The 17,269-nt window shown below is 31.3% G+C and carries 13 protein-coding genes and 1 pseudogene; 5 read left to right on the top strand and 9 right to left on the bottom strand.

Going from position 1 to position 17,269, the window contains the following annotated elements; translation table 11 throughout:
- The first annotated feature begins 357 nt into the window (after positions 1–357).
- Together ACQH1W_RS01635 and ACQH1W_RS01630 are read left to right on the top strand one after the other, a co-directional pair.
- Positions 358–1,620 carry an ankyrin repeat domain-containing protein gene (locus tag ACQH1W_RS01635; RefSeq protein WP_425361098.1) on the top strand — a complete coding sequence of 421 codons (1,263 nt, stop codon included), beginning with the start codon at positions 358–360 and terminating at the stop codon, positions 1,618–1,620.
- A 91-nt stretch (positions 1,621–1,711) separates the two neighbouring features.
- Positions 1,712–2,306: pseudogene (locus tag ACQH1W_RS01630) on the top strand (DDE-type integrase/transposase/recombinase); the annotation flags it as partial.
- Positions 2,307–2,679: 373 nt separating this feature from the next.
- On the opposite strand, the gene ACQH1W_RS01625 reads toward ACQH1W_RS01630, so the two are convergent.
- On the bottom strand, positions 2,680–4,407 hold the full coding sequence (locus ACQH1W_RS01625) for a M24 family metallopeptidase (protein WP_375333173.1): 1,728 nt from the start codon (positions 4,405–4,407) through the stop codon (positions 2,680–2,682).
- A gap of 24 nt (positions 4,408–4,431) precedes the next feature.
- A complete protein-coding gene (locus tag ACQH1W_RS01620) occupies positions 4,432–5,103 on the bottom strand; it encodes a helix-turn-helix domain-containing protein (RefSeq protein ID WP_341762387.1) in 672 nt (223 codons plus the stop codon).
- Between the two features lie 385 nt (positions 5,104–5,488).
- Between ACQH1W_RS01620 and ACQH1W_RS01615 the strand changes: the two genes are divergently transcribed.
- Positions 5,489–5,716, top strand: coding sequence for a hypothetical protein (locus ACQH1W_RS01615; RefSeq protein ID WP_341761095.1), 228 nt, complete (start codon positions 5,489–5,491; stop codon positions 5,714–5,716).
- A 181-nt stretch (positions 5,717–5,897) separates the two neighbouring features.
- Here ACQH1W_RS01615 and ACQH1W_RS01610 read toward each other — a convergent pair whose 3' ends face one another.
- The 7 genes from ACQH1W_RS01610 to ACQH1W_RS01580 form a co-directional block, all read right to left on the bottom strand.
- Positions 5,898–6,842, bottom strand: a complete 945-nt coding sequence (locus tag ACQH1W_RS01610; RefSeq protein ID WP_375333176.1) for a lipid A biosynthesis lauroyl acyltransferase — start codon at positions 6,840–6,842, stop codon at positions 5,898–5,900.
- On the bottom strand, positions 6,826–7,788 hold the full coding sequence (lpxK, locus tag ACQH1W_RS01605) for a tetraacyldisaccharide 4'-kinase (protein ID WP_375333177.1): 963 nt from the start codon (positions 7,786–7,788) through the stop codon (positions 6,826–6,828). The genes ACQH1W_RS01610 and lpxK overlap by 17 nt, the downstream gene beginning before the upstream one ends.
- Before the next feature lie 4 nt (positions 7,789–7,792).
- Entirely contained in the window at positions 7,793–8,110 is a 318-nt protein-coding gene (locus tag ACQH1W_RS01600; RefSeq protein ID WP_341747281.1) for a DMT family transporter, read from the bottom strand.
- A 4-nt stretch (positions 8,111–8,114) separates the two neighbouring features.
- Positions 8,115–9,140 (bottom strand): RP853 family protein, encoded by a 1,026-nt coding sequence (locus ACQH1W_RS01595; protein ID WP_375331307.1) that lies wholly within the window; start codon positions 9,138–9,140, stop codon positions 8,115–8,117.
- Positions 9,141–9,154: 14 nt separating this feature from the next.
- Positions 9,155–10,609, bottom strand: coding sequence for a hypothetical protein (locus tag ACQH1W_RS01590; protein WP_425361097.1), 1,455 nt, complete (start codon positions 10,607–10,609; stop codon positions 9,155–9,157).
- Between the two features lie 63 nt (positions 10,610–10,672).
- Positions 10,673–11,314: a hypothetical protein gene (locus tag ACQH1W_RS01585; RefSeq protein ID WP_341762392.1), complete on the bottom strand. Its 642-nt coding sequence runs from the start codon at positions 11,312–11,314 to the stop codon at positions 10,673–10,675.
- Between the two features lie 3 nt (positions 11,315–11,317).
- Complete coding sequence (locus ACQH1W_RS01580; protein WP_341762393.1) at positions 11,318–12,889, bottom strand: hypothetical protein; 1,572 nt, start codon at positions 12,887–12,889, stop codon at positions 11,318–11,320.
- Positions 12,890–13,304: 415 nt separating this feature from the next.
- Here ACQH1W_RS01580 and ACQH1W_RS01575 point away from each other — a divergent pair, with 415 nt between their 5' ends.
- Both ACQH1W_RS01575 and alaS read left to right on the top strand, forming a co-directional pair.
- Entirely contained in the window at positions 13,305–14,063 is a 759-nt protein-coding gene (locus ACQH1W_RS01575) for a hypothetical protein (protein ID WP_375333180.1), read from the top strand.
- A 316-nt stretch (positions 14,064–14,379) separates the two neighbouring features.
- The gene (gene alaS / locus ACQH1W_RS01570; protein WP_375333181.1) at positions 14,380–17,022 is read left to right on the top strand and encodes an alanine--tRNA ligase; all 2,643 of its coding nucleotides are present in this window, start codon (positions 14,380–14,382) and stop codon (positions 17,020–17,022) included.
- Positions 17,023–17,269 lie beyond the last annotated feature (247 nt).

The raw sequence follows: 17,269 nt of genomic DNA, 5'->3' as shown, positions 1-17,269 counted from the left end.
CGTTTCATATTTCTTCCAAAAAGTTACTATCTATAGTTATAGAAAATATATAGGATGCTAATAATAATGTTTCTATTTTTGAAAATTTTCCTTTGTTAGATAGCCTAATCCCGTCTAAAATCTAAGATTATAATTAACAGGTCATTATTTTTTATTAAAAATACTTTACATATTAAAATAATTATATTATTCTATATAAAATAATATTAGTTCGCTACTTTCGTGTATACCAGTTGAATTTCAAGAGTTGGCTAGAAGTGTAAGTGGTAAGCGAGCGTGCTAGGCGTACATATAAGGAATTTCTAATCTAGGCTGGAAAGGTACGGGAATAATTTTATATTTAAAGATGAGGCTATTTTGACAAAACAACGTATACAAGAGCTTCTACATCAACAGGAGGAAGCTCGGCACAGTGTTAATAAGGAATCATATTATTATACTGAAACAATATCAACAAATCATACAGTGACAAGGTTTAACCAAGGAAAATATGATCAAGATATGGCGGCAACGAATGCTAGAATTAATGACTTAGAAATAGAAATTAATAGTTTAAGACAACAGGAAGCTGCTAAGGAACAGGCAAGACAACGAGCAATTGCTGAAGAAAAGGCAAGATTAGAGGCTATTGAGCAGGAGAAACAGCAAAAAATAGCTGCTGAACAAGCAAGATTAGATGCAGTAAAACATGGCAATGATGTAATAAGTGCTAATATTAGCAAGCAGCAAAAAGCTAATTTTGATATGTTTCAATCACTTAATAGCAAACAGCGAGCATTTTTCTTATCTGAACTATTTGGTAAGTCTGATAGTGAATCAATGACGATGATTAGTATAATAAAATCTCTAGGAGTTGATGCTGATGAGTTAGCATATTATGCCATTAAGAAAACACATAATGAGTTATTTGAATTAGCTCTATATTATGGGGCTAATTGTTGTAATTACTCGGTTGAAGGCAAAACCTTATTACAACAATTAGTACATAATGGTAATGAAAGCTTTATTAAAAAGGTTCTAGCAACAGGACAGGATTTAGCTAGTACGGTAGTGGAGGCAATAGGTCAAAATGATGTTGTTACCATAAGTAAATTATCATCTTATGATAGTAGCCTTCTATCACAAAAATTTGCTGGTTATACACTGCTACAAATTGCCATATCTGCTCAGAAAACAGAAATAGTGCAGAAGATTTTACAACTAGGTAGTAGCAGTGCAGAAGTTTTAACTAATAACGGTGAATCTGCTCTGAAAATTGCTGTAAGAAGCGGTAATGATGAGATTATCAAAATGGTAGCCCAGCATGCCAATCTGCAAATAGAAATAGCTCAGCTTGGTTCTAAAGTTGATCAAGTCTTTAAAGCAATGATATTAGAACATCAGGATATTGCAACGGTAATTAAACTACTGAAAGGTGAGGAAATATCATTGCAGCAATATCTGATTGTTCAGCATAGTAAGGATGAGGAGAAGATTGCTGCTGAACAAGCTAGAAAAGCACAGGAGGATCGTTTAGTTGAAGAGACATATCTAGAACAAGTACAAGATATAGAACGTTACCAAGAAGACACAACACTAGTGACTTTGCAAGGATTAGTTCTAGATAATCCTCTCCATTAATATGTATGATTCATAGAGATTGTTTCAATTTTAGGATGTGCTAAAATAATGGTATGAACCTACCCTATATACAGAATGAGAAGCGCGTAAACAAGCTAAAAGATACAATTGTAATCTTCCTGGAAAAAGGGTACAGATGGACGTGTGCAAAATCGCTAACAATTTATACCAATATACCGCTATAGATTGATTGTACTAGATATAAGGTTTTGGCTTTATATAAAAGACGTACTGCAACAAATACTTTAGATTTTTTAGAACAAGTTATGGAGCGTATGCCATTTCCCATACAACGTATTCAAACTGATAGAGGACAAGAATTTTTTGCTTATAAAGTCTAGGAACGTTTAAAAGAATATGCTATTAAATTTCGTCCTATTAAACCAGCTTTTCCTCATTTAAACGGCAAAGTAGAACGCACTCAACGAACAGACTTAGATGAGTTCTATTCGAGTATTGATCTTAAAAGCCCTGATCTTATTGAGGAATTAGGATATTGGGAACATTATTACAATTGGAACAGACCACATAGCTCTTTAGGCGGTAAAACTCCAAATGGAAAATATATAGAATTGATTTATCAAACTCCACTCTATGAAGAAGTTAGTGAAAAATATGATCATTCTAAAGAGGAGATTTTAATCCATGGGTACAATAAGAATTTAGCAACAAAAATGTTGAAATGATGTCTGTGAATCCCACAAATCAGCTTATTCATAGTTAGTAATGATAAGTGCCTTGGTCACTATTAAATATTTTTGGAGCTTTGTATTTATTAAGGGCATCTTTTAATAGACTTCTTTCGAAACTCTACTTCTGCTGGTGATTTGGACAATGATGCGGTACTCGAATCCGTAACGGAATTAGAGTACGCTGCGGGTCGAGGTTCCGCGTCTCCTTCAAATCCCTCAGCATAAGCGAGTTTCGAAAGAAGTCTAATACATCAGTTACCAAAGTCACATCCATTGAATTTGATAATTTATAACTCAATATGGCTTTACTATGCCAATCTATAATAGCAGCTAAATACATAAAACCACCATTAGTTCTGACATAAGATTAAATCTCAACTACTCCACTCAACCATTTCTGTCCTCTAATTGAAAGCAGGGGATAAACTTGTTGTTTAATTTTTTGATAGTATTGTTCTATATAATTTATCTCATCTGCGTTTAGCATTCTACGATCTATTAAATCTTTTGCATAAGGAACAAGGGTGAGAGTGTCAAACTCTAGAAAATTTTTATCCTGTAAAGTATTTTTGACATACATCAGATTTTCTATTCTAATGCCAAATTCATTCGTTTTATAATAACCTGGCTCATTGGATACAATCATACTAGGTTCTAGAATAACATTACTGCGTAAACTAATATTTTGTGGTCCTTCATGAACACTTAAGAAGCTACCAACACCATGACCTGTACTATGTGGATAATCTTGTCCATCTCTCCATAAAAACTGCCGAGCTAGAACATCTAAATTAGCTCCAGTAATAAGATTAACTGGAAACTTAATCATCGACAAAGCAATATGCCCCTTAAGAACTTGAGTGTAACGTAATTTTTGTTCTTTGGTAGGATACCCACCTATAGCAAGAGTCCTAGTTACATCAGTAGTACAACCGTTATATTGACCACCAGAATCAATTAATAATATGCCTTTACCTAAGATTTTCTTTGCCCCCGTGCTTGTTGCTCGGTAATGAATTATAGCACTATTTTCCTTAAAGCCACATATAGTCGGGAAGCTATCCATAACATATTGATCTTGCTTAAATCTAAACCCTGTTAATATTGTTCCTAAATCATATTCAGTTTGATCTTGTAAATTTGGTAGTTCGAATAAATATGCAAAGAATTCGCATAGTGCCACCGCATCCTTAATATGGGAATTAATTGCATGGTTAATTTCAATATCGTTTTTACGGGCTTTAGCTAATTGACAAGGATCATTAATTTTTTCTATTATCTTAGTGCTTAGCAAATCTATGATATAATTGGAAGTGAAGTTTTCGTCAATTAGGACTTTATTAGCTTGACTCAATATATCAGCAAATTGTGCTGAAGGTAAGATAGTTATATGAGGACGAGCAAGTATAATATCTTGGTCTACCCTATTTGGATTAATAAATAAATATAGTTGGTTCTTAGTGATTAGGACTATACCAAGCATCAATGGTGAATATGGAATGTCACTTGCTCTGAGATTTAATAACCAGCATATTGAATCTGCTGCAGTAACAATCATGGTATCTGCAGAATATTTAGTGAGTAGATTACGGCACATGGTAATTTTATCACTATACGATTGACCAGCAAACTTATCATCATAAATATATATTTTTGATGATGGTTCAACTGGCCTATTACGCCAAATTTGATCTACTAAATTATTAGATACTTTATGTAAACGAGTCTTTATTTTAGCAAATATTTTTAACTTAACATTAGTGAAGAGTTTCGCATCATATCCTAATATACCATCATTACCTAAATAATCATCCCAAGGAAAATAGGGTAAATCTTTAATATCGAAAATCTCAAAAATTTTTGGATCTAGTTCACGCTTACTTTGTTCTAGATAACGACCATCTGTAAAAAATATAACATTATTTTTACAGATCACCACAATACCATTTGACCCACTAAAGTTAGTCATATATTGCAGTCGTTTAGCACTTTCATGAACATACTCGCTAAAATATTGATCATTAGACGGTACTATATAGGCATCTATTTTATACTTAGCGAAAAGACCCCTAATATTGCTAATACGTTCTTGCATTAAATTATCATCGATAGAAAAGATTTATCTTCCTCTGCTGCTATTAGGCGATTTCTTAATTAAAGAACCCACATGGCTGGGAGTAACATTATCTGTAGTCAGGGCCTTAGGTGATATATCACCTGCAATGGATTTCCCAATCAGTTGAGCGGCTTTTAGAACTTCAGGATTCAATGTTTTTAAGTTACCTAAAGATCTGTCTACCTGCTTCTCTCTTCCAAGCTGCGAAGTTCTACCTAACATTCCATCAATAGGAGCTTTAAAATAATCAGCAATAGCTATAACCGCTTCGGTACTTAGCATTTTTTGGTTATTATCATCTTCTCTTAAAAAAGGACGAACGCTGTCTTCACTACGACCAATTTTTGATCCTAATTCGTATTGAGTCATTTGGTTTTTGTTCATCTTCTCGGTGATAAAGCTCTTCAAATTAGCACTTAATGCTTCTGGAGATAGTTGCATATATTCTTGTTTTTCTTGAGGCTCAAACTCCTTTCTACCTAGCACTTCATCAATAGAGCAGTCAAAATAATTTGCAAGTTTGATTATGTTTTTTATTTCAGGACGTCGATTACCCAACATCCCCCTCATAGTAGTCGTAGGAATGCCTGCAAGTTCAGCAAGATCACTTGCCTTTAGTTGTTTTTCTTCCATTTTATTCCCAAGGAATTCTTGTATATTTTCAATCCAGCCCATTGTAAATATTTTTTTATAAAATTGATCCGTGAAAAACGGTTTTTTCTTGACAACAAAAAATTGTCACAGTAAAGTTGTTTATCTTACTAAATGAACCAAGGAATTATTTAGTAAGATAAACTTTAAAAACTAAAACTATTCAGTACATAAATTCAACTACTACAAATATAGGTAAGTTGAACAAAAACGAAATAATACTAAATAGTTAGTTAAGCACAAAACCTCAATCATAAAAGGAAATGCCTTATGAATATATACAATATTTACTCAGTAATCAAATTTATTCTTGCTTATTTAGCAACTTTCTTTTTAAAAATGCAACCTCAACTACCCTATCTAATAATGAATAGGAATATTTTACCTACAATCATAGTAAGAGGGTTTTATGCAAAATGATTTTAATGATAAAGATATAAAACAACTATATAGCAAGATTATGACTATATCAGGTTACATAGTTGCCATGAGATCAGAGTGTATAAGAGAAGCTAAAAAAACTGAAGATGCTCTAAAAATCCTAATCAAGCGTACATATGACATTAGAGGTGGGCTTTGGATATGTTTGATTACTATATGGTTTTTAGCCATACTTTTTTTGCAAAAAAACTTTTAGCCAGTACTTATTAAATTTATAAACTTAAAATTGGAAGAAGGAAAGCTAGACTTTATGTTACATTCACCGTTTGACACGTCTTATCTTCGAGATAAATATGAGAAAAAATTATGCTATAGAACTGGATTATCATACGGCGTGTTGGATGAAAATTTACATTTTCGTTACTGGCTACATGTTATTATTTGCAGATTTTGTCATTTGGGGCATAGTTATTCTTCTTCCATCTATTATGAAACCAAAACCATTGACCTGGATTTTCTTTAACCCAATTACCTAAAATTTGATTAATGGTAAACATTATATTATAACAATCTGTTTTACTATTATTAGTTTTTTGTAATTGTATTGGTGGATGGATAATAGCTTTAAAATAACTATTATTACTAGTGCGAACCACTTGTAATGGTATAATCGGGTAGCCGAATTGTAAGGCAATTTTAGCAATTGCATGAGCAGTCATGGCCGGTTGGTCTAAAAATGGTACTTCAATGCCATTATTCATTTTTTGATCTACAAGCATGCCAATTGCATATCCTGATTTGATTGCAGATATGAGATCTCTTGCACCCTTTTCTCCTTTTGGAATTAGCTTTATATCACTAGTTTTACGCGTATCATTAATTAGCTTATCAATATAAGGATTATTTAATTTACGATAGATAACAGCAAATTTAGGATAAAATTTATTTATAATTTTAAGTGCAAAATCCCAATTAGCAAAATGCCCTGTAAATAATAAAAACGGTTGATGTGATTTCTGAAATTCTATTATATTATCAAGCCCACTTATCTCTACCCTTTTGGATAACTCTTCCTCTGACATCTTATTAACATATGGAAATTCTCCTATAAAACTACCAAAATTATCCCATACTTGATTAATGGTTGCTTGAGTCTCCATGCTTAGACCATTTGTCTGATTCTTGCCAGAAATATTTTGAATATTTTCTTTTGCAATTTTATTGACTGGCAATAGAGGTCCTATTTTCCTTGCTATACACCGACAAATTTGTACAGATTTGTCGATACCAAATATTCCTAATATCTTTAGTACTATTAAAACGAAAAAATACTCAAGCAAATATTTAATATTTTTCTTAATATTTTTAAAGAATTTTTTCATATATTAAATCTGCTAATAATTTTTGATTATTTAGTAATAAATGTACATCACAACATATTACTGACAAGTCAGTATCACATATTTTTACGTAATCTTTTCTAGTTGTTATTAGAAGAGAATTAGATTTTTCTGATTGTTCTTTTAAATAGTCTAAATCTTCTTTACGATATTGATGATGGTCCGGAAAAATTTTATTACCTACTAACTGCAATCCATAATTTTCTAATGTAGAAAAAAACCGTTCAGGATTACCTATACCACTAAAGGCAAAATAGCTCTTTGTTTTATCTATGTCTATAGTTGGAACTATTTGGGCTTGAAAAAAGGGAAGATCCTTATGTAAGGAAAAAGGAACAACATTACTCGAACCAACGAGAATAACTATATCAGCTTTTTCAATAGCTTGTTTAGGATACTCACGCAAAGGACCGGCTGGAATTAACAATTCGTTGCCAAGTAACCTGTCAGCATCAACTGACAGAATAACAATATCCTTATAAAAATTAGGATTCTGCATTGCATCATCTACTATAATCACCTTTGGTTTAATCCTTTTTATAAAAGGTAGTATATATTGAATTTTCTTGCTAGCTATGACTTTACCATATTTTAGTAGCATTACTGCTTCATCCCCGACATCTAGTACTGTATGATGTGGTTCAACTAACAACGCCGTTTGCAGTTTACTGCCATAACCTTTAGTAATAATTATAAAATCAATATTAATAGCCTTCAACACTTTCGCAAGGAAGATCACTATTTGAGTTTTACCAGTACCTCCAATGCTTATATTACCAACACAAATTACTTTACAAGGAAATATTATAGGGCGTGCAATTATTTTTCTTAAATAACTAAAAAAAAGATATAACCAACTTAGTGGTAACAATAAATATGATATAATAGTTTTGGTGTGCCAAAATTTAGGATAAATAAGCCTGATCATAAATTTAAGACAACTTAAGCCCTATCATAGAAATTATCATAGTCGTAATAAAGAAAACTCGCATGGCAGAGTATGGCTCGTTAAAACACACCATCCCTACTATTACTGTTCCTACAGCTCCGATACCAGTCCATATAAGATAAGCAGTACCAAGAGGAAGTTTATCTAGAGTTTTACTTAGACAAACAAAACTCAATATAGAAAAAATAATAAAAGCTATAATGGGTTTTACTTTGGTAAAACCCTCTGACAATTTCAGCGATATAGAGAAACCTACCTCAAATAATCCTGCAAATATAAGGAGAACCCAAGTTACTAGCATATTGTTACCTTTGTTTAATTTGTCCTGAAGATTTGCTATTTTTATTATTTTGTAAAGACTTTTTACTAGGTAAGTTAACCGATAGCTGATCTTTTATTATATCTAATTTGTTAGATTTTAGATTGACTACCGACTTTATTTGACTATCTAATTTTTGCATGGATACATTATGCTCTACTGCTCGCTGTTGAGACAAGAATTCCTTATTATTTTTCCATAAATTACTTTTTAGAGCGGTAATTTTTTCTTCTTGCATACTCATGGATTTATCCTGACTGAGAATTACCCCGCCAATTTTCTCGCCGATTTTGGGAGCATATTCTATTGCTAGAATAGAAGCTGGTACTACCATAAAAGCAAATGTAGCACCAGCTGTTGCAACACTGATAGCCCCAACTGCTAGAACAGAAATAGCAGTTATAATTTTACTAGTTGCTTGTTTAAATATTTCAATTTTCTTATTATGTTTTACTGCAACATTTACTATTCTATTAATTTCTAATCTAGCATTAGTGCTGACTTCCTTTGGGTTTTGATATTTTTTTACCGCATGCATTACCGTTGTACAAAATACTTCTGGTTCAAGCTGTATAAAATTTGTTAATTCATAACTATTCCTTGCTGCCAGTAAATCTTTTAACACTTGTTTTATTACTTTTCTCTCTTCAGAATTTGCCTTACCAAAATTTGTACTTATTAGTGTATCAATTATTATATCTTCTGATTTGTTTAGAATATTATCTCTATCTTGATATTCTACTGCATCAGGAGAGATTGCTACCGAAAATAACATTAAAACTGTTGAAAAACTATCATCCGTAATAACTTTCTGACCGAGAAAAACTCTTAATTTACCAATACAATTACTTATATGGACATCAATCTCAGGTGTTGATTTAAGTCTAATTTCGTAATCAATAGCTATTATATTAGCAAGTGTTAAACACGCATGTTTTGTTATATTATTAAATAACTCTTCACTTATTCTTTTTTTACATACAGAAATGTTTATACTGCTAAAGATGTTCATTAGTCTTTGGCTCTTTATTTTTTAACATGAGAGTGTTTTTCTACAAATGAAGCTATCGTATCCTCAAAAGAAATAAATTTTTTATTTAGTAAGTCAATTTGCTTAGTTTTTTCATCTTCTGTTAAGAAAGAATATTTAATACTATTAGACACTATTTCTTTTAGCTTATCATAAGATGGTTTATAGCGAGTGACAAATTTTAAATATTCATCAGTTAAATTATTACGTGACACCCCTAGATCATCAGTAGAAATTGCAATTGGTACTCCATACTGCATATAAAGTCTCACTGGATGATCGTTACCTTGTACTCCTAGTAACGCTTCATTACTAGTCAAATTAATTTCTACAAGTATATTTTTGTTTAATAATGTATTTATTAATTGGTAGGGGTTAGATTCGTGCATAATATCAACACCATGTCCTATACGGTTTGCCTCTGCCACATTAACCGCATCATTAAAAGTAAGCTCTCCCGCGTGCAGCGACAATTTTACATTAGGAAATCTTTGTTTTAAGAAACGAAACATTTTCATATGCAACTTATAATCACGTAAAGCAATAGGATGAGCCTCATTACCAACAATGTTAACTCCAACAAATTTGGTATTATTTTTTACCATTAAAAACGCTGAATATAATCCAGAAAATATCAGCGATGGTTTGTTAAAACGTACTACATATGGTTGAAATCTCATACTAAAATCATCATCATCAATATCTTTGGAGTTAGATACGATTTCACGTAAATTTTGAGCGATTTCATTTTGTATAATGCTATCTTTATCTAAAACATCAACAGCCTGACTTAAAACACTATTGATAGTGGCATCATCTGTATTACTTGTTAGTTGATTAACCTTATCCAGTGCAGGATTATCACTAATTGGGGCTAGGAACAATATAGTTTCAATATATTGGATATTTTCTGATTTAGCTCTTACCTTTAATAAGGTCAAACTACTTTTGACATCAACTGCTTCTATTGGACCTACATATCCAAAAACATTAAAAAAATGTTTTAATCCATCTTCTTGAACACAGTTATGATCGTAAAAGAATTTACCATATGACCAGTGACTTAAAATAGTGGTATATAGATCATAATTATCTTGCAGAGCAGTAACACTAAGGCATGTTTTATTTAGTTTATTTGGTTTATTTTTTTGCGCGTGATAGCTATTTTTATCTATACAAAAACCAGCCTTATTAATAAGATCTAAATAATTTTCGGCATATATAGCTCCACTAAAATGATGATGAAGCTCCCCTCCTTTGGGTAACAAACTTAAAAACATATTAAGCTCTGCCATATCGTTACTGGATATTAAATTATGGTAATATTTACTAGTAGCGATATAATCTTTTGTTTCTTTTGGTGAGGAGTCACTAGCCATCGTCACTTCTGCAATAAAAATAATATTTAAAATAATGATAACTCTTACTAACTTTTTTACAACAATATTCATATATTCCTCTAAGACTTATTAATAATTTTGTTATAAAAATATACTAACTACTTAAGATTACAATTACTTATTTGCCGTTATTTCTCTTATACGCATGTTAAGTTTTGTAAATATCATATCAGGTATTCTTTCTGTTGATAGTTTATACACAACCTTAGGTTCTAATACATCTTCTTTCTTTACGTCTATAGATAGTACAATAGTATTCTCCGGCATACAAGAGTAGATTTCTTTTATAATTGTCAAGAAAGTTGCAAAATCTTTAGTGGCAAATCTTATGTAAACATCATAATTCTTTATCCTTATAGTATCCTGCTTTGTTCCCACCATTGGGTTAATTCCACTTAAGAATTCTTGTTTAATTGATATAGTAATAGGCTCATTTAAGTTGTATTTTTTTGAAAAACTATCAATTGTTGTTATTAACCTTGCTCGTTCTAAACAACTTTGTCTAGCAGAAATAGATAATAATTTCGAATATCTTGCATAAGTTTCTAGTATTTTATATTTGGAATTTATTATAGAATACAACTTTAACGTTTCTTGAGCTAGAGATTCTTCTATATTTTGATTCTTGGCAATTGATTCCATATAATCTTTATTAATACTTTGCAGCAACCATAAAATAGTAGAAATACACAAACAACACATAATAAACTTAAAGAATATAACATTTTTTAGATGAACAATAAAATTTTTAAGCATCTCTTATCCTTTTTTCTTAGTAATAATGACCTCAGTAGGTATTACTACTCTATTAGGTAACTCTAATATTTGATCAGTAAATATTGTAAAATTAATATCCATATTGCTAAATATTTTACTAAAATTTGCAATTTTTTGTTTTAAGAGATGAGTAGCATCTTCAACTAGCATATCACTAACGATAAATTTTAATAATATCTCGATTTTTATATACTGATTAGATGATAATAACGTATTATCTATATCCGACCTTTGCCATTTAATCTCCTCTAGGTGCAGATTAGGTGGTAAATTTGTTAAAAACTTTTCTAACGAGTCAAATGGCGTTGGTACGGGGATTTGCAATAATGCTTCAAATACGTATAAATCAGCTAAATTAGTGGTATTTTGAATATATGGATAGGTTTGCTTAACATTATAATAATCTTGTTCAGCACTAAAATAGTGTGAATTTAAAAGATCTAATTTTCTGTAATTTGCTACGGTTTTAATTTTGATAGCACATGCAGCAAATATCAATACTATTATTATAGTGATAAATGGTTTGAAAATTAAAGCACTGATAATATTGAGTTTAGCTATGGATTCTAAATATTTGTTAGAGGCTAGAAAGCTTTTTTGTTCATTAAATAACTCGACAACCATTGCATCTGAAAATTTGCTATTATCACCTAATACACTGCTAGACTTACATATTACTGGATGTTCACCAAAACTGGATTGTTCTAATAACAACTTTAGACTTTGGTCTACTATAAAAATTATACAAACTTTAAGGGTTAAACTATCAATATAGCTTTTACAAGATATCAAACAATCTTCCACTTCTTGTTCAATTATACCTTGAATATATAAGTCTGACTTATCAGCTGGATAATCAAATGTTTGAATTGAGATTATATTACCTTGATGTTTAACAACAAGTTTAATACCGTTTGTACTTAAAATACATACAAAAATTTGTAAATATTCACTATACTTATTATTTTCAACATTTTTTACAATTTTATCTATAATTGTTTTCCATTCCAAAGCTAAAAAATAAATCCCACCAAACTTTTGTCTCTTACTTGCCAAAAGATTCTCAAGTAACTTACTTAAAGGTGGGGTATAAGGAGTAGATACCAGCAAGGTATTCCACACCTCACTATATTTGGTATTGATGTTATAGACATTGTAAGCAACTATATCATCTATAGAAAAATACTCCTCTATAAACTTTTCTACAGGATTGGTTTTTACTATTGAATGTAGTACAGGTACTATATCATGGCGTACTTCACATGCAGAACCGTTTAATAAGAAGAAAACGTAATAGTTTTTGAATTTACCAAAAAATTCTTTATAGGAGTCTAAATTATCTTGGTTTTCAGCAGGAACAAATAAAGTATCCACAACTTTATCGTGTATTAAAGCACAAAGAAATGTACCTTTATCGCCTATTAAAATAATAATATTTCTTTTATATAAAAAATATACCACCAATTTATGTAGTTTTTTTAGTAAAACTTGTAGTTTGGGTAGTTTGGATATGTTAATCATGTAACTAATACTTAGACTTAAATATTTAAACATAGACTATTATAACAGCAATTATCTTTCCACTAAGTGATTTAGTATTTTTTTATGATTTATCTATAAAAAAATACTAAACATTATTGAATAATTATAATATTATCCGTTTCAAACGGATAATAGCTATGTGAATGATATTAGGTGCAAAATCTTAAATTACTATTATTTTAAAATAAATTTTTATTTTTGTAATATTTTGTTGGACATTCTTAAATAATAAATATACTCTCCTTGACTTAGGTTATTATAACGAATTATAAAGGACGATAACCTAATAAAATTTTAATGGTTTTAATAATTGAAAAGTGAGCATACAAAATATAGATACACCTTAATTAGGTAAGAATAGTATATTTTGTAGTATTACAAAATCAATTATTAGTAATATGTTAAACTAATTGAGGATTATATTATTATGTCTAAACAACAAAATTATTTGTTTAAAAAACAGGATGTAGTGAAAGCTCAGAAAATACTTACAGCTGTGCAAGCAAAAAACATTCAAGATATATACACAATAGTAGGTTTACCTAGTGCAATACAAGAGAAACTTACTGGTAAAACTAGTATAGACGCTGCAAAGATATTGACTAAACAACTCCCAAACTTACAAAAGAGTTGTGATAAATACCAAAAAGAAATAAACAGCACAAAGCCAAAGGATCCAAAGCTAGGCACATTATGCGAAAAATTAGATACGGAAAAACAAGAGTTAGAACAAGTACAAAAATGTCTAAATTTGACTCATGCCATTAATGATACAAGTGTACCTATTAAACAAATACTTACTATGAGCGACGTATCTTGTCGTGTAATAGAGAAACTGAATTTAGACAGAAAGTATACAACTATATCTGAAGTTGTAAATGAATTGAATGGCTTATTGTCTGAATTTGATGCTCCATCACTAGAAAATGATTCTGATTATGCATCTGGCGATGAACTTCTTAGTAGATCAACTAGTGAAACTGATAATGCGTCTAGCGATGCTGTTTTCAGATCAAGCAAATGCACAGTGAAGTCTCTAACAACTAATACTTATCAAAGCGGACCACAGCTATCAGAGCTAGTAATAAAGGAACTTCATCAAAAGATACAAAATCCCAACGCTGCACCTACAGATAATCATATTGATGAAGTTAACGCAGTAGGAGAACATCATGATACGCATTAAACTATAGCTAGCACGAAAAGGTTAGTTACAGTAATGGAATAGAATCAATGTCATTCTTAATTAAAAGCGGGAATCCAAAAAATAACTTGCAAAGGCTTTAGATATTATGGATTCCCGCTTACGTGAGAATGACATACTAGTGATCCACGCGGGTAATGCCGTAGCTAAGATGACATCTTTTCGAATTATCTTCATAATTTTTAAACTACCATGGTGGTTATATACTAAAATAAGTTGTTATTTGCAGTAGACACTACACCCCAAATTCTCTATAATACTGCTATCTTCAAGAATGTTACGCTATCAGGATTTACTAATGACTAAACTTACCACTGAAGAAATTAGAAGTAAATTTATAAGTTATTTTGTTGCAAATAATCACATGCACGTTCCAGCTAGCTCCCTAATTCCTCATAATGATCCTAGTTTAATGTTTGTTAATTCCGGGATGGTACAATTTAAAAATGTTCTTACCGGTCAGGAAACTAGAAACTATCAAAGAGCCACTACTAGTCAGAAATCACTACGTGCTGGTGGTAAGCATAATGATCTTGAGAATGTTGGTTATACTGCAAGACATCATACCTTCTTTGAAATGTTAGGAAATTTTTCTTTTGGTGATTATTTTAAAGAACAAGCAATATATTATGCTTGGAATCTTTTAACCAAGGAATTTGCTATCGCCAAAGAAAAATTATATGTAACTGTTTATCATACTGATGAAGAAGCAGCAAGCTATTGGAAAAAGATTGCTAATTTAAGTGATGACCGAATTATTAAAATAGCAACCAATGATAATTTTTGGTCAATGGGAGATACCGGACCTTGTGGACCATGTTCAGAAATTTTCTATGATCATGGAGATAAGATACTAGGAGGCTTACCTGGTACAAAAGATCAAGATGGCGATCGCTATATTGAGATTTGGAATATGGTCTTTATGCAATTTGAACAATTGGATAGCAATACTAGGATTGCCTTACCTAAACAATCCGTTGATACCGGCATGGGACTAGAACGTATTAGTGCTGTATTGCAAAATGTATATGATAATTATGACATAGATTTATTTAAGGAAATAATTGCTTATACGGAAAGTATAGTAAAAGTTAAAGTAGAAGGGGAAGCAAAATTTTCTTACCGGGTTATTGCTGATCATTTACGAGCTTGTGCCTTTCTAATTAGTGATGGTGTCATGCCATCAAATGAAGGCAGAGGATATGTACTTAGGCGTATTATGCGTCGAAGTATGAGGCATGCACATATACTTGGTAGCAGTGAACCTTTAATGCACCGATTGCTACCAAAACTAGTAGATCTTATGGGTGCAACTTATCCTGAACTGAAGAGGGCTGAGGCTTTTACCCGTAGTATCTTGGAACAAGAAGAATTAAGATTTAAAGCAACTCTTGAACGAGGTCTTAAGCTGCTTGACGATGAAACACAGCATCTTAATAAAAATTCAGAACTTTCAGGAGAGATAGCCTTTAAATTATATGATACATATGGTTTTCCTCTCGATTTAACTGAAGACATATTAAAAGGTAAACAGATATCAGTTGATCTTGATAGCTTTAATAATAAGATGCAAGAGCAAAAAGAAAGGGCAAGAAAAGCTTGGTTAGGTTCAAATGAGTCACAAATTGATCAAATATGGTTTGATATTAAAGGCGAATTTGGTAGTACTGAATTTTTGGGTTACTCTTTGGATAAGGCAGAAGGTAAGATATTAGCTCTAATTCAAGATAATAAATTAGTCAACAATATAGAAACTAGCGAAGAGCAATTTATTCTAATTAGTAATCAAACTCCTTTTTATGGAGAATCTGGTGGACAGATGGGAGATATAGGATTTATTAAATCTGCCGGCAATAAAATTAAGGTAGTAAATACTTTAAAATATCTTGGTTCAATAATTGCTCATATATGTATCTTACAAGAAGGAACAGCTATCCAAGTGGGAGATAATGCTGATTTTGCTATTGATGTCAAGTACCGTAAAAATTTAAGAATTCATCATTCTGCAACTCATATACTACATACAGTATTACATCAAGTGCTGGGGAAACATGTAACACAGAAAGGATCGCTGGTAGCACATGATCGTCTGCGTTTTGATATTAGCCATATGACACCACTAACAAAACAAGAAGTTATATTGATAGAAGATAAGGTAAATCAAATTATCACTGATAATTTTAAGGTTACTACAACATTAATGTCAACAGATGAAGCTATTAAGGCAGGTGCTATGGCTTTATTTGGAGAGAAATACGATTCTGAAGTAAGAGTGGTAGCAATGGGCAACTCGCTTGAGTTATGTGGTGGCACGCATGTTAATAGAACTGGGGATATTGGAATATTTAAAATTATTAGCGAAAGTAGCGTTGCAGCTGGCGTTCGAAGGATAGAAGCTGTTTGTGGTGAATTTGCCATAAAATTAATTAGACAAAACGATACTATAATTGATGACTTGTCTTCAACCTTAAAAATAGGTAAGAATGAAATTACTGATAAAGTAAATAACCTGATTGCCAGTAAAAAACAATTAGAAGATAAGTTAGTAGCTACTCAGGTCTCTATGCTTGATTTGAATATTGAACAAATTGCCAAAGAATCAATCCGTGTATCAGGTATAAATTTTGTCTATAAACTAGTACAAAACTTGGATACTAAAATATTACGCTTATCTGCCCAGCAAATAGCTGATAAGTCGGATAATCTAGTGATTATATATATAGGTATGCCTGATTTGCAGGGTAAATTATCTATTACTATTGCGGTTAGTAAAGAAATTAGCAATAAGGTACATGCAGGTAACTTAGCTAAAGAAGTGTCTGTATTCCTTGGCGGTAGCGGCGGTGGTGGTCAGGCGAATATAGCCCAAGCTGGTGGCACGGATGTAAGTAAAGTAGGAAAGTTACAAGATATGATAAGGGAGTTGTTATCTAAGTTCTGAATTATTAAACGTCGGCTATATACACTTCAGTTATGGATTAAAATTTTTAATTTTAATCCATAACTGGCTAGAATATCAGAAAAATGCATTCTTGAAACGGTTCTACGAATGCATTTTAATCTATTATCGCTAATAATCTTATTTTTATTGGTATAAAAATAAGATTATTAGCAAATGAAATATTTAACAATCAGGCGTCAAACCGCTTTAAGCCTGATTGTTTACACTCTCATTCCAATTTCGGATT

It is taken from the genome of Candidatus Tisiphia endosymbiont of Stenodema calcarata (assembly GCF_964030695.1).
GTDB lineage: Bacteria > Pseudomonadota > Alphaproteobacteria > Rickettsiales > Rickettsiaceae > Tisiphia.
The sequence above is the reverse complement of the archived record's forward strand: the minus strand, read 5'-3'. Positions and strand labels throughout refer to the sequence as shown.

What these genes read in the sequence shown, in the direction of transcription:
- ACQH1W_RS01625 (WP_375333173.1), bottom strand. Translation starts at nt 4,407, where the DNA reads ATGCAAGAACGTATTAGCAATATTAGGGGTCTTTTCGCTAAGTATAAA.
- ACQH1W_RS01620 (WP_341762387.1), bottom strand. Translation starts at nt 5,103, where the DNA reads ATGGGCTGGATTGAAAATATACAAGAATTCCTTGGGAATAAAATGGAA.
- ACQH1W_RS01615 (WP_341761095.1), top strand. Translation starts at nt 5,489, where the DNA reads ATGCAAAATGATTTTAATGATAAAGATATAAAACAACTATATAGCAAG.
- ACQH1W_RS01610 (WP_375333176.1), bottom strand. Translation starts at nt 6,842, where the DNA reads ATGAAAAAATTCTTTAAAAATATTAAGAAAAATATTAAATATTTGCTT.
- lpxK (WP_375333177.1), bottom strand. Translation starts at nt 7,788, where the DNA reads ATGATCAGGCTTATTTATCCTAAATTTTGGCACACCAAAACTATTATA.
- ACQH1W_RS01600 (WP_341747281.1), bottom strand. Translation starts at nt 8,110, where the DNA reads ATGCTAGTAACTTGGGTTCTCCTTATATTTGCAGGATTATTTGAGGTA.
- ACQH1W_RS01595 (WP_375331307.1), bottom strand. Translation starts at nt 9,140, where the DNA reads ATGAACATCTTTAGCAGTATAAACATTTCTGTATGTAAAAAAAGAATA.
- ACQH1W_RS01590 (WP_425361097.1), bottom strand. Translation starts at nt 10,609, where the DNA reads ATGAATATTGTTGTAAAAAAGTTAGTAAGAGTTATCATTATTTTAAAT.
- ACQH1W_RS01585 (WP_341762392.1), bottom strand. Translation starts at nt 11,314, where the DNA reads ATGCTTAAAAATTTTATTGTTCATCTAAAAAATGTTATATTCTTTAAG.
- ACQH1W_RS01580 (WP_341762393.1), bottom strand. Translation starts at nt 12,889, where the DNA reads ATGTTTAAATATTTAAGTCTAAGTATTAGTTACATGATTAACATATCC.
- ACQH1W_RS01575 (WP_375333180.1), top strand. Translation starts at nt 13,305, where the DNA reads ATGTCTAAACAACAAAATTATTTGTTTAAAAAACAGGATGTAGTGAAA.
- alaS (WP_375333181.1), top strand. Translation starts at nt 14,380, where the DNA reads ATGACTAAACTTACCACTGAAGAAATTAGAAGTAAATTTATAAGTTAT.